The organism is Cyclobacterium sp. SYSU L10401 (genome assembly GCF_010993705.1).
In the GTDB taxonomy this organism is placed as follows: domain Bacteria; phylum Bacteroidota; class Bacteroidia; order Cytophagales; family Cyclobacteriaceae; genus Cyclobacterium.
In genome coordinates this window covers 80872-95342 of record NZ_WOFO01000010.1, presented here as the reverse complement: position 1 = coordinate 95342, position 14471 = coordinate 80872, and the positions used below count along the sequence as shown (strand labels likewise).

Here is a 14471-nt window from a genome sequence, read left to right as displayed (position 1 = left end):
GCTCCATGAAGCTACCTACTGTACGTTCGTTTCCGGCAATGTTGGCCCTGCTTTTGGGGATTTCCTGCCAGGAACCCAGCCTGCTGTCGAAAATTCCTTCCTCTCATTCCGGTATCGATTTTCAGAACACCTTAGTTGAGGACGAGTTTATGAATATTCTTACTTTCGAGTATTTCTACAACGGCGCCGGTGTGGCGGTCGCTGATTTTAATGGGGACGGCCTGGACGATCTCTTCTTTACCTCCAACATGGGAAAATCGGAAATCTATATCAATAAAGGGGATTTTACTTTTGAAAATAGCACGGCAAGGTCCGGCATAGATACCCAAGGCAAATGGGCCACAGGGGTTAGCATTATTGACATCAACCAGGATGGCCTGCGGGACATCTACATTTGTTTCTCGGGACCCTATGGCTCCCCCCAACGAGCCAACGAATTGTACATCAATCAGGGAGACCTGACCTTTACCGAAATGGCGGAAAGCTATGGACTGGCGGACCGGGGATTCAGCACGCAAGCGGCCTTTTTTGACTTCGACCGGGACGGGGACCTGGACCTGTACCTGCTCAACAATATGACCGATGAAACGGGGCCCAATATCATTCGGCCCAAGCGTATCCATGGGGAAATGCTGAATACCGATAAGCTGTACCGAAATAATGGCGATCAAACCTTTACCGACATTTCCACCGAGGCAGGCATTACCATCGAAGGCTACGGACTGGGAGTTTCCATCTCCGATATCAATCAGGATGGCTGGCCGGACATCTATGTCAGCAACGACTACCTGTCCAACGACCTGCTCTACCTCAACCAACAAGACGGCACCTTCGAAAACGTGGCGGGAAACGTCTTTCCCCATACCAGTTATTCTGCCATGGGCAACGACATCTCCGATTTTAATAACGATGGGCGGCCCGATATCATCAGTGTGGACATGTTGCCCCCCGACTCTTACCGGCAAAAATTAATGTTTGGAAAAACAGGTAACGACCGGTACCTGTCCGAACTTAAAAGCGGGTACGAGCCGCAGTTGATGCGTAACACGCTGCAGCTAAACCGTGGAAAAAGTCCGGAAAATCTACCGTTATTTTCAGACATCGCCTATATGGCCGGGGTAAGTGCTACCGACTGGAGCTGGGCACCGCTTTGGCTGGATCTGGACAATGACGGTTGGAAAGACCTACTGATTACCAACGGATATCCCAGAGATATCACCAACCGGGATTTTGTGGATTACCGCTCCGGATTTTCACGTCTCAATAGCAGGCAGGTGAGTGAAGCTCTCCAACATCTGGAGGGGGCGCACATCCGCAATTTTGTATTCCAAAACCAACAGGACCTTACCTTTAAAGAGGTCAGTAGGGACTGGGGCATGGACCTCCCCTCCTACTCCAGCGGTGCGGCTTTTTCCGATCTGGACGGCGACGGCGCACTGGATTTGATCATCAACAATACCTATGCAAGCGCATCGGTCTATAAGAACAATTCCCGGAAGCAAGGGGCACACTACCTGCAAATCAAGCTAGAGGGCAAGCTTCCCAACCTGCAGGCCATCGGAGCCAGGGTATATCTATGGACGGATTCCGTTCAGCAATTTCACGAACACTACCTGAGTCGGGGCTATCAGTCTTCGGTATCCGAAACGATCCATTTTGGACTGGGAAACTCCGACCGAATCGATTCATTGCTGGTACTTTGGCCGGATGGGGAAAGCAGCCGGTTCCGGGATGTTTTAGCTGACCAAACCCTGGAAATAAATCAAAGTAGTTCCGGGGAAAAGGTGGCCGGCAAAAAATCGGATGCACCGGAAAGCAAGGAAAAGCAGGTTCCGGACCTACCCCTTTTTACCCATGAAGAAAAATACTACGCTGATTTCAACCTTCAGCCCCTGTTGCCGCACAAGCATTCCCAATTAGGGGCGGGGGCAGCGGTAGGCGACCTCAATGGAGACGGAAGGGAAGACCTGTTTTTCTCCGGAGCCCACGGACAGGCGGGGCAGTTATTTATCCAACACCCCGATGGCCGTTTTACGATCGAATCCCTTCCAAAGGAGGATGCCCTTTATGAAGATATGGGTGCCCTGTTTTTTGATGCGGACGGCGATGGCGACCAAGACCTGTATGTGGTTTCTGGAGGCAATGAATTCCCACCCGAGTCTACTTATTATCAGGACCGCCTTTACCTGAATACAGGAGAGGGAAACCTGGTACTTTCAGAAGACCGGCTTCCTGACAACCCGGTAAGTGGTTCTTGCGTGATTGCCGGGGATTTTGATAAAGACGGGGATATGGATGTATTCATTGGAGGAAGGTTAGCGCCCAATCAGTATCCGCTCCCGGGAACATCGCAGCTTTTGATGAATGAAGACGGTCAATTCACCAATGTGATACAGGAAGTGGCTCCGGGATTGGATACGCTAGGAATGGTAACCGCCGCCCTCTGGTCCGATTATAATAACGATGGCTGGCTGGACTTATGGGTAGTAGGCGAATGGATGGAAATTACCCTATTCGAAAACCAAAACGGTAAACTGATACTAAAAGAAAGCCTCCCCGGGCTGGAAGGCAGTTCCGGATGGTGGAATAGCATCATCGGAACCGACTTGAACCGGGACGGAAGGACGGATTATGTGCTGGGCAACCTGGGCTTGAACAGCCGGTACCGGACCCGAAAGGAAGCACCCCTTCAGATTCATTGGGCTGATTTTGATGCCAATGGCAGTATGGAAGCCATTATTTCGCATGTAAGGGATGGGAAGAGGGTTCCCGTGCACCCACGGGACGATCTTTTCCAGCAGATTCCTTCCTTAAAAAAAACCTATCCAACCTACCATGACTATGCCTTGGCGGATATGGCATCCCTAATTGAAGCTACCGCTGAGAAAGCACCTAAGCAGTTATCCGTGGAGCAATTTGCATCGGTCATTTTGATGAATACCGACAGCGGTTTTCAGATCAGCCCACTGCCAAATGAAGCCCAGCTTGCTCCTGTTTATGGCGCCTTGGCGGAGGATTTCAACGGAGATGGAAAAACGGACCTATTTCTTACGGGAAACAATTTTGCCGGAGAAGCGATCAATGGTCCTTACGATGCCTCTTATGGCCTGATGCTGCATGGAGATGCTGCCGGAACCCTAAAAGTACCGCAACAAAATCCCTGGGTCTCCGGAGATCAACGTGGATTAACCCATGCCACCTTGCAAAAAAGCGGACAAACCCTGGCCCTGGCGTTAAAGAATAATCAGGCCATTGAATGGCTGAACCTCTTTCCGGCTTCCCCTGCGCATTTTTCTCCACCCAGGGTAAAAAAAACGGCTTACGTCATGCTTCATTACCGCTCCGGAAAAGTCCGTAAAAAAGAATTCTATTGGGGAGCCGGATACCTGACCCAGCAACCCAATAGAATCATTTTTGAAAAAGACTTGCTTCGAATTGACTACTTCGATTTGGATGGAAACCAGTTGGATTCCTATCCGATTCAATCCAATTTGGAGAAATAGCGTACTTCAAACCGGTTTTGATTGTTTCCTTTAAACAGCGGCTCCTTCTCTGCCCGTAGAACCAGTTGATCCCCATCGACAAGTAGGATTTCGTAGGTGTTTATCAGTACGCCTTCCTTATCAAGATACCTTAGCTGCCCATCTTTGATTTCGTACTCATTGGATAGGAATGAGTTCTGGGCAATGGTCCTGGTTTCGCCGGAAGGAAGAAATTCATACACCTCCTCCTGATGCCAGTCCCCACTGCTAAAGCCAAACTGATTGTAATGGTAATAAGCGGAATCCAACTTCCATTTCCCCAGCAATTGTTGCTCCGTGTTGCGTTGACAGGCACTTAACAGAACAGCGCAACCGATAAGGAAAAATGTCCATTTCTGCATCAATACCCGGGATTTTGAGTTAAAACACCATTACTAAGGTCAATTTCCCGCTGGGGAATGGCAAACAGATAGTGTTTAGGCCTTTCAAAATTTCTGGGCGGCTTCAGGGGCCCCAGGTCCTTTTGGTAGAGGGCTACAATGTCTACCAGGCCCGCTTTATCCCAGCGAATCAGGTCCTGATGCCGTTGATTTTCACCGGCCAGCTCCACCCTTCTTTCGTGAATCAGGTCTTCCATGCTGGCATTGGTCAGCGGCGTTCTTCCGGACCGTTCCCTAACAGCATTGATCTCTGCGTCGCCATTTAGTCCGGATCGGATTTTTGCCTCCGCTACGATCAGATAGACATCTGCGGTCCGCAAAATGGGGCTATTGTGACTCATGTTCAGACCACCTTGTGGCCGCCAGGAGCTGTATTTTCTGAAATGGTATCCCGTAGAGGACAAATCTTCTGTATAAGGGGTCGCCCCACGGTCTCCTCCTAAGTCCACCATATCTCCCGGCTGGTAAACGGTATAATCCAGGCGGGGATCCCCCTCCTCAAATTCATCGATCAGATCCTGCACCGGTTCGTGAAAATCCCATCCTCCCCAAGGCCGGGGGGTGGTGTAGATCACGTGGTTGTTTTCCCTCCAGCCCTGCAAGCTCTGAATGGCAAAAAGCATCTCGGGATTGTTCTGGGTTTCCACCCTAAAATTGTCGGAAAAATTTTCAGCCAGAGGATAGGGGCCGTTTAGCACCTGTTGTCCATACTCAATAGCATTCGCAAAATCCTCCTGATACAGATACAATTTTGCCAGCAAGCCTCTGGCAGATCCCTTATGCGCTCTGCCCAAATTGTCCGCATCGTGGCTTTCTGGTAGTAACTCAGCCGCAGCCAGCAAATCAGCAGTTATTTGAGCCTGCATCTCTTCCATGCTGGCTCTTTCTTTGTTGTATTCATTTGCCAGGGCATCCTCCTCCAGAATTAAAGGCACCCCACCATAAATCACCAAAAAGCGCCAGTACATAAAACCTCTTAGAAAATGGGCTTCCCCAAGGGTGCGGTTTTTTAGATTCTGATCCATAGATATCTCCGGTACATTGATGAGTACGGCATTGGCCCGGGATATTACCTCGTACTTATGTCTCCAGCTATAATACAACTGCGGATTTCCAGCATCAAAGGTAAAGGACTCAATGGCCTGATCTTCTCCGTGATCTCCCGCTCGGTATTGATCATCTGAAGGAATATCGAACGTATGCTCCGCATGCCCGTAAAAATCGTGGTTCACAAGCGGTTCGTACATGGCATTGGCGGCCGCCACGGCATCGTCGCCATTTCTCCAGAACTGAGAAGAGGTAGACTGGCCATAGGGGACCGTTTCAAGTATATTATCCTCGCAGGCCGCTAGCAGCGTGCAAGATAGCAATAGGTATAAAATTGATCTTTTCATGGCTTAACTTAAAATGTAATGGTGGTACCAATCGTCCAGCTTCTGGCTTGTGGATATTGAGCAAAATCTGCATTTAACTGTAGATTTCCGTCCGTATATCCCAATTCAGGATCCATTCCGGTGTATCCCGTCAGGATAAAGACATTCTGCCCGGTGACATAAAACCTGGCTTTGGTCACCCCTACCCTGGAGGTAAGCATTTCGGGCAAGGTGTACCCTACTACCAGGTTCTTGAGCCGGAAGAAATCACCTTTTTCCAAAAACAGATCAGAAGTACGGTGATTGAGATTATCCCGCTTGGTCGTCATCCTGGGGATTTCGTTACTACTTCCCTGTCCATTCCAGCGATTGATGGTTTCGGCATACATGTTAAACGGATAGGTGGGGTCTAAGCCCTGCATCCGGTCGGCGTTATAAATATCAAAACCGGCATTGCCCAAAAAGAACAAACTCAAATCAAAGTTACCGTATCCTAGTTCTGCGTTTAACCCATACACCACCTTGGGATGCGGATTTCCGATGACTTCCCGGTCTTGTTCGTCAATCAGCCCATCCCCGTTCAGGTCAATAAACCGAACGTCTCCCGGCTGTATCAATCCTTCGCTCCTTCTGGGGTCATTGGAAACGTTGGGATCGTTTTGAATGGATTCAGTGGTTTGATAAATACCATCTGCCCGCCATCCATAAAAGCTGGCAATCGGAAACCCTTCGTATGTCCGCGACAATTCCTGACTGGAGCGACCGTATAGGCGTGAACCGATAAAATTACCATCGGCCAGCTGGGTTACCTCATTTCTTATAAAAGAAGCGTTTCCACTGACGGAATAAAACAGCTTACCTTTATTTTCCCGAAACAATAATTCCATCTCCAATCCCTGGTTCCGTAGTTCCCCGATGTTTTGGTTCGGTATCTGTGCCGTGCCAATACTACCAATGGTAGGGGGAGCGATCAGCATGTCCTTGGTATCCTTAATGAAATAATTAAAATTGGCCAACAACCGGTTTTCCAGGAAACCGATGTCCAGACCAAAGTTGGTCATCTGGGCAGATTCCCAGGTAATGTTCAGGTTTGGGATCCGGGTTTGTGCGGCACCCACCGTTTGGTTACCCCCAAAGGAATACCTTCTTCCAGAGCTGATAAGGGCCAAATACTGCAAGCCCGGTACATTTTGATTTCCGAGACTTCCCCAGCCCCCGGTAAGCTTAAGATTGGAGATAAAACCCACATTTTGGAAAAAGGCTTCCTCCGAAATCCGCCAGCCCAGCGAAAAGGCGGGAAAATAACCCCATCGATTTCCCGGTGCGAATTTCGATGAACCGTCACTTCTGAAAGTAGCCGTAACCAAATACCTTTCGTCGTAATCGTAGGCTATCCGGCCAAAATAAGAAGCCAGCGCATCGTACGATTTGCCGCCTCCGATGGAATTCAGGGTTTGACCCACGTCTAAAAACCGCTGATCAAAGGACTCATCGATAAAATCAAGCTTACTGGCATTAAATCCATCTGAGTTAAAGGTTTGGGTGGTATACCCTCCTACAAAATTCACTTTGTGCAGATCGGCAAATACCCTGTCATAGGAAACAAAATATTCCGCCAGTAGGGAATAATACTCATTGTAGCTTCTCGACAATGAATTTCGGGGACTTGCCCTGATCTGATCGTCAACAATAATATTGAAATTGTAGCCATCACTAATGGCCCCTTCCAGGCCAAAATTGGCACGGACTTTCAAGCCCTCCAGTATCTCATATTCCGCCTGAACATTACCCAATAGTTTGTGGCTGGTGTTGTTATTATCTTGCGTTTCCTGCGTGAAAATGGGATTGTTGATATCCCCAAACTCTCCGGATATCTGGGAGGAGCTATAGCTTCCATCCGCATTGCGAACCGGCAGTCCCGGATGAAACCGGATGGCGCTCCATAAAACGCCCGTTTGAGCCGACAAGGTATTGGGACTGACCTGGTTGATGGATACCAATTGCAGGTTTTGGCCAATTTTAAACCGATCGCTGATCTTGTGATCGGAGTTTAACCGAAAACTAAGCCGACGAAAGTTGGAATTGGTAATCATTCCCTTTTCTTCAAAAACGCCCCCCGATAACATAAAGGAAGAATTTTTATTCCCTCCGGTCAAAGTCAGGTCCATGTTTCGGGTGCTGCCCTGTCCCAGTAATTCTTCCTGCCAGTTGGTTTGTTGGGTTTGATAGGCGGGGTTTTCCCAGATGGGATTGATGGCCAGGCCGTCATTGGTGTAGCGTTCCCGCTTTAAAAGTGCCAGATCCGGTGCTTCCAGTACATCAATGGTTTTGATGGCATTGGAAACCCCTGTGTATCCGTTCAATTCAAATTTCAAGGGTTGGTCAAAATCTCCCCTTTTCGTAGTTACAATCACCACGCCATTGGCCGCACGGGTTCCATAAATGGCAGAAGCCGAGGCATCCTTGAGCACCTCAATGGATTCGATGTTGTTGGGATTCACATCGTTTAAATTTCCTCCTGGTACACCATCTATGATTATCAGCGGGTCTGCATTATTAAGGGTGCCTGTTCCCCTGATCCGTATGGAGCCCTGATTTCCCGGGGCACCCCCATTTCGAACCACATTGACACCGGCAGCCCTCCCTTGCAAGGCCTGAGCCGCACCTGAGACGGGCAAGTTTTGGATATCGCCGCCTTTGATGGAGGATACCGCACCGGTCACATCCCGCTTTTCCTGGGTACCGTAACCTACCACCAACACCTCATTCAAGGAGGTTTCATCAGCGATCATCTGAATGGTAAACTCCGTCCGGTTACCCACCTCTATGGTCTGGGTGGTATAGCCAATAAAAGACACCACGATACTTGCCTGATCGGGAACGGTAAGGGAAAATTTCCCGTCAATGTCGGAAACGGTCCCGGTATTGCTTCCGGCTACGGTTATCGTAGCCCCGGGCATGGGTTGCCCATTCTCGTCCAAAATGGTGCCCTGAATGGTCAGGTCCCGAACGCTTTCGGGGATTTCATTCGCCTGCGAAGTTCCGGGAAGGCATAACGCCAACAGGGCCAGGAACTGAACAGCAAACAGGAAATTTCTCGTCCCCCGTTTAATTGGTAATTTTTCGTTCATGAAAGTTTTAAAATTTAGTAGTGAAATAGTTTGAATCATGGATCTATTTAATAGTTAGATCCCGGTTTAATAGGGTAATATTCTAGAACAAAGCCAGGTTTTGATTTGGGTCAATGCCTTCGGTCCTTGCAACACGGCAGTTGGTTTTGCTTGCCTGTTTTGGGGTGTAAATCTCTATTTCTCTAAAAAAAGTTTTATGGTACCTATAGGTACTGAAACAAATGCTGTTTCAAGTTCCATATCAGCGAAAACCACCCTTCATAAAACTTTTTTACACACTGTTAAATCAACTATTAAATTTTGAAAAAAATAGTGATTTATTCAAATGAATATTGAAATTTAATAGTTAATTAATTAAAAATTTTTTTCTTGACAATTATTTAAAGTAAATCGCTAGGAAGATTATTTCATTTACCATTTCCGATAAGCTCTTACAAAAAAATCCTCCGAAACCAGCCCGACCAAGGTTTGTTTCTGGCCATTCCAAATGGCCTTTTGACGATTGCGTCGCCCAAATATGCTCTCAAAATAGAAGGGTGTCGTGGATGCTCCACCCAGCGGGGATTTCCGTCCGATAATCCCTTGCTTAAACCATAAGAGAAAGGGGGATTTTTATGTACAGATTTTCCAATCCGATTCGGAGCGATTTACCCAGCTCCATCCCTCAACCCTTCGAAAGCATACCAACTGATTCAAGATCACCTGTAAGGTAACTCCATAAAAAAGCTTTCATTACTGAAAAGGAAAACACAAATACATGTTGTAAATTGGTTCTCAATAGCCATGCGTATCCCCTGTAAAAGGGCAAGTAATCAGCATTTAGGTAACCTTTTCAATTTCCGTGAAAAAAAAACATCAACCCATCCTCCCCAAACCAAATCCCTCCAACCGCAGGAGCTTCCTGAAAAGCAGTCTCTATTGCGGAGCGCTCGGTATGCTGAGCGGAGGCAGTTTGCTTCGGTTAGCAACTGAAACGAACGGCACGACCCTTAACAAAACCAAACTCCGCCCGGTACTGGACGAAGACTGGTGGTTGATTGGTCCTCCCCCGGCACAGGGAAGCCATACAATCCCTGTCAAAATGGGTGATAACGGAGACCTCCTAAACTACGAATCTGTGGATCACCATCTCTTTCAGGCCAAGGACGGGCATTGGCACCTCTGGGGCTGTGTGCGCCATACCGGTTGGGGAAGAATCCTGTACCATTGGAAAGCCAAAAATCTTACCGACAGTCCCTGGGAAGACACCGGCGAATTTATCCGGGCAAACGAGGCCTTTGGAGAAAGCATTAACGGATGGGGAAACGAGGAGTGGATCCAATCCCCATTTTTCGTGAAAGAAAACGGGCTGTACTATATGTTTTACGGGGGGCACAGCACCGGAAGAAACAGGGAAGGGGTTCCAGTCCAGGGAAAAACCCGAAGCGAAAGCTTTGACACCGAATGTCAGATTTGCATCATGACCTCCCCCGACGGGCTAAACTGGAGCAGGCATGCCTTTGATGACGGGCTGAGCCGGGCATTTACCGGTCCGGGAGAAGCGAGGGATCCCTGCCTGATTAAGATAGACGGCCTTTGGCACCTGTATTATACCGGTCTGGAGGACGGGGATCCGGAAAAGGGAGGGATGTTCGTTCGCATTTCCCGGGACCTGCTTCATTGGTCCAACTACCAACTGGTGCATCGGGCACACCAGTACGGCAGCAACTGGTGGGAAATCGAATGTCCCCATGTGGTTTACAGAGAAGGTTATTTCTACCTTTTCAGGACCCAGAATTATACCCAAGCCATCACCCATGTTTTCCGCAGTGAAGATCCCCTGGATTTCGGCAGGGAGGATGAAACAGCATCGCAAAAGTATCTGGGACAAATTCCTTGTGCGGCTCCGGAAATTTACCAAGTCGATGGGAAGGAATTCCTCTCCTCTAACCACAATCCGTCATTGGGTACCCAAATGTGTCGATTGAGATGGGAACCAGAAGTATAAAGCCCTCTATCGCTTCTCCCTCCTTTGGTTTGTATTTCTCTACTGTTTAAAGGCGATACCCTGGCCTGTAAGCCCTGTGCAAGTGCTTCTCTGCCTCCGGATCATTTTCAAACTGCTCCAGAACCGGATTCCACTTAAGTGGTCTGCCCAGTTCATAGGCAATATTGCCAAGGTTACAGGTCACACAGGTGCTGTGACCAATCTCTACCGGGGCAATAGGGTCCTTTCTCCTCCGGATAGATTCAATAAAGTCGATGTGATGGGCCCTGCCTCCACCTCCCTGCAGACTTTCTCCCTCATCCAGGACCTGGTAAAGGGAAGGGTCTGACGCTTCGTAGTGGGAACGGGATACTTCTATCCAACCGTCTTTTCCAAAAAACTTACATCCCCGGCTTTCCTTTTCATCAAAGGGTTGTTCGGTTACGGTCACGCCATTGTCATATTTAAAAGTAAGGTATGCCGTATCCTGATAACCAGCCGGAATAATTTCTACAGGCCCGCTACGGTCCATGCCAATCGCCCATTGGGCGATGTCAAACATATGGGCTCCCCAATCAGTTGTCAGGCCCCCACCGGTTTCCTTGTACCAGCGCCAGCCTCCCCAGATTTTTTCATTTTCCGGAGGATTGAGGGATATGGGTGGATTGAGCTCATTATTAAAATGAATGGGAGCATTCAAGGGGCCCATCCACAGGTCCCAGTTCAAACCTTCAGGCAGCTCTTCTTTCGGCAAGTCAAATGGCTTGGGAGGCCCTCCTACACAGGCATAAACCTTGGTTACCTGACCGATTCTTCCCTTTTGAACCATCCTTACCGCCTGTTGGAAATTGGCATAGGAGCGCTGCATGCTCCCCGTAGCCAAAACGATGTTATTTTCCCGGACAGCCCTGACCAATTCCTGCCCTTCTTTGATGGTAAAGGTGAGTGGCTTTTCCAGGTAAATATCCTTCCCTGCCTTGCAGGCATCTATGGCCATCAGGGCATGCCAGTGATCCGGCGTGGCAATGACCAAGGCATCTACATCCTTCCTGGACAATAGGTCGTGGTAATTTTCATAAACATCCACTTTTACTTCCCGCTTGTTCTCCTTGTAATAGGATTCCGTTTTATTGAGAAACCGCTGCCTTTTGGCCGCATATACATCACATCCTGCTACCACTTCCACATCTGGAAGAGATATAAAACTGTTTAACAGTCCATTGCCTTGTCTTCCCAGTCCAATAAAGCCCAAACGAAAAGTTTCAGCTTTCATTTTTTTAGCTGGACTTTCTTTGCCCAGGCTCACATGGGGCAATACACCTACTCCTGCTGCACCCAGCAGGCCGGTGCCCATAAATTTTCTACGGGATAGCAAGCTCTTTTTTTCCTTATTCATCGTTTACAGGTTTATTGATTGTTTGCTAAATATGCATGGTTTGAAATTAAACCCAACTCAAATATAAACTTTTTACACTGTGGGTAGGGTCTCCAGGTTTTAATGGTAGGGTAAAAACTTAACTGGTATCCCGGTTGCACAGAAGGCTCAGCCTGCCTGGTCTTCAGGATCATAACCCCGAAAGGAAACCTACGAAAAAATAAAATGTTGCAGAAATATTGATCAAAATACATTTTTAGATTGAATAGGTTGAAATCAGGATCCGTCTTTGACTAGACCCCTTAAATTAACAAAATTTTACTGAGATGCACACAGGGGAAAATTGAAAATCAGGTTTTAAGGAGAAGAAAGGCGAACCACCAACGCATCAAACTTCCTGGCCCGGTCCGGATCAAAGCCGGCGAGTTTTACCCAGGCGGGATCACCATATACTCCTGCTTTTTTGTAATCAAATGGCTCAAAGCGGATATCATTCACGGTTGTTTCGTCCTTAAAGGTAAAATCAAAATTTTTGGGATCCGTAAATCCCGGTGCCCTGTTCACACTGTGTTTGTCATGCCCTTTCTTTTGCCAGGCCTCCCAGTCCAGGCTGCCAAAATCCGGAACTCCTCCACGTTCATCCCAATACAGGTTGTGGTCAGACTCAAGTCGGATATTTTCCCAATTGCTACTCAGGAGGCTGCCTCGGTCATACAATACGATATTGTTGGAGAAAGTAAATGAAAGGTGGTCCTCTACCCTGGTGGCCTGCAATTGGGAGATCCTGTTGTAAGCCAGAATGTTGTTATTGATGACGTTTTCTTTTCCATAATGCTGATGGAAGCCTGCATTTTTACAGGCATAAACCAGGTTATTTTCCATAACTATCCCTGTCGAACCTTCATCCGTATACAACCCCCAACCTCCGTAAGTCATGGAATAGATATGGTGTATGTGATTGTGACTTACCACCGTCCCTTCTGAGGGCCCCAGTGTATATACCCCACCCATATCGCTTAAATCCCCCCAGCCCAGGTGATGGATATGATTGTATTTGACGGTATTTCTTTTCGCAAAACTATGGGAATAACCCCAGACCCAGCCTACAGATACTCCCGAGTATCTGAAATCAGCAATTTCATTGTGTACCAGACTATTGTCATGCGCATGAAAAATCATGGCTCCTACCGCACAGGGAAAAACCCAACCGCCGTTTCTGATGATGTTGTTTTCTACCAGATTGAAACCGGAAACCCGATCTTCCAAAGACGGGGAAGTACCAGCGGCAAATGGTCCGATTTTTACACCTCCGGCACCCAGGTCATGGATATAATTTTTCCTGATAATACCATTGCTTACACCGTTTCTAAACCAGATGCCTCCCACACCGGTATGGGCAATTTCACACCCTTCGATAGAAATCCCATCAGCCCAATCTACCATGATCAATGCCGGGATAGGAGCTGCCGCCTGCGCAGGCTCATTTCCGGACCTGGGGGTTTGGTAACCGCCATATAGAAAGTTAAGGTTTTTAAAATGGAGGTTCTCCACCTTATGCTCAGCTGACTCCCCTTGAATAACCAATAATCTCTCTGTTACTGGTGCATAAACCAATGCCTTTTCCATATCTTCTCCCTCCCTGGGAATATAATATAAGGTACCATCAGTATCCAGGTACCACTCCCCTGGGGCATCCAAGCCGGATTTCAGGTTTTCAACATAAAACCGGGAAGATTCGTTGATTGGGTTCCAGGGTTTCATGCCCCCTCCAGAAAAATAAAAGCTGTTTGTCTCGGCATTATAATGTTGAATGAATTTTCTGGTATTGTCCCATTTGTGGTAAAAAACCGCTAGAACATCTTCTTCCTGCAAATTTTCGGATAGATTCAATGACTGGGCATCCATAGGATTCACAAATACCTCCTGCATGGCAAAAGTCGGCACCCGTTCTTCCGCACCTTCAAAAATCGTTTCCTCTACATCCACCACATCAAAGAACTTTCCCTGATCCGGGGTCCGAGCCCTGACGGCCCGTTTTCCATTTACATAAAGCTGTTCAAACTGGCTTCCCTTAACCTGGGTCTGGTACATGCCATTTTCATTAGCCTCAAATCCGGAGATCATTTCTGCACCAATGAAATTCACCTTTTCGCCAGCTGCAGCCTGATAGGTAACAGACAAGGCGGCTGTTCCTCCGTCTTCTATCCCAAAATATACCGGTGAAGAGAGGTAATAATCTCCCTGATGGAAAATTACCCTTATGTCCTCAGAAAACATACCACTTGTTTTCAATTTCCTGATATAATGCTGTGCTCCTGCCATAGACTTTAATGGCTCTTTTGGGCTTCCTGCAGCGGCATCATCCCCTGTCGGTGACACATGGATGTCTATGGCCCAAACGGGAAATACAATTGATAAAACGAAAACAACAAGAAGGATCAAACGGATAACAGGCATATGGTTGTATTTCAGAATTCAATAAAATAAATCTATTGATATTACTCCCTACACCCAAATATTTTAAGGGAAATTGATGGATAAAAAATGTCAAAAAAAATATCATAATGCGGGATTTTTCAGGTTTAAGGGTACCTCACTAAGCCATTTTTACGCCAAGGATCACGAAATACAAAAATAATACAACAAAATACTATTTTATATTTACAAAAAATTAATCAAAAAAACAACTAATTTTTATTAAAAT

Annotated in this window: 7 protein-coding genes; 2 read left to right on the top strand and 5 right to left on the bottom strand. The window is 47.4% G+C overall.

The window, feature by feature from the left end:
• The first annotated feature begins 5 nt into the window (after nt 1-5).
• Nucleotides 6-3503: a VCBS repeat-containing protein gene (locus GL182_RS19780; protein WP_163381522.1), complete on the top strand. Its 3498-nt coding sequence runs from the start codon at nt 6-8 to the stop codon at nt 3501-3503.
• Here GL182_RS19780 and GL182_RS19775 read toward each other — a convergent pair.
• Genes GL182_RS19775 through GL182_RS19765 form a run of 3 tightly spaced genes read right to left on the bottom strand, consistent with a single transcriptional unit; the run spans nt 3482 to nt 8426 of the window.
• Nucleotides 3482-3883, bottom strand: coding sequence for a hypothetical protein (locus tag GL182_RS19775; protein ID WP_163381521.1), 402 nt, complete (start codon nt 3881-3883; stop codon nt 3482-3484). The two genes, GL182_RS19780 and GL182_RS19775, sit on opposite strands and share 22 nt — an antisense overlap.
• Nucleotides 3883-5316: a RagB/SusD family nutrient uptake outer membrane protein gene (locus tag GL182_RS19770; protein WP_163381520.1), complete on the bottom strand. Its 1434-nt coding sequence runs from the start codon at nt 5314-5316 to the stop codon at nt 3883-3885. The genes GL182_RS19775 and GL182_RS19770 overlap by 1 nt, the downstream gene beginning before the upstream one ends.
• Nucleotides 5317-5324: 8 nt before the next feature.
• Nucleotides 5325-8426 (bottom strand): SusC/RagA family TonB-linked outer membrane protein, encoded by a 3102-nt coding sequence (locus GL182_RS19765; RefSeq protein WP_163381519.1) that lies wholly within the window; start codon nt 8424-8426, stop codon nt 5325-5327.
• Between the two features lie 841 nt (nt 8427-9267).
• Between GL182_RS19765 and GL182_RS19760 the strand changes: the two genes are divergently transcribed.
• Nucleotides 9268-10413, top strand: a complete 1146-nt coding sequence (locus GL182_RS19760; protein WP_163381518.1) for a hypothetical protein — start codon at nt 9268-9270, stop codon at nt 10411-10413.
• 46 nt (nt 10414-10459) lie between these two features.
• Here GL182_RS19760 and GL182_RS19755 read toward each other — a convergent pair whose 3' ends face one another.
• Nucleotides 10460-11788, bottom strand: coding sequence for a Gfo/Idh/MocA family protein (locus GL182_RS19755; protein ID WP_163381517.1), 1329 nt, complete (start codon nt 11786-11788; stop codon nt 10460-10462).
• A 336-nt stretch (nt 11789-12124) separates the two neighbouring features.
• Nucleotides 12125-14224 carry a right-handed parallel beta-helix repeat-containing protein gene (locus GL182_RS19750; protein WP_163381516.1) on the bottom strand — a complete coding sequence of 700 codons (2100 nt, stop codon included), beginning with the start codon at nt 14222-14224 and terminating at the stop codon, nt 12125-12127.
• Between the last annotated feature and the right edge of the window lie 247 nt (nt 14225-14471).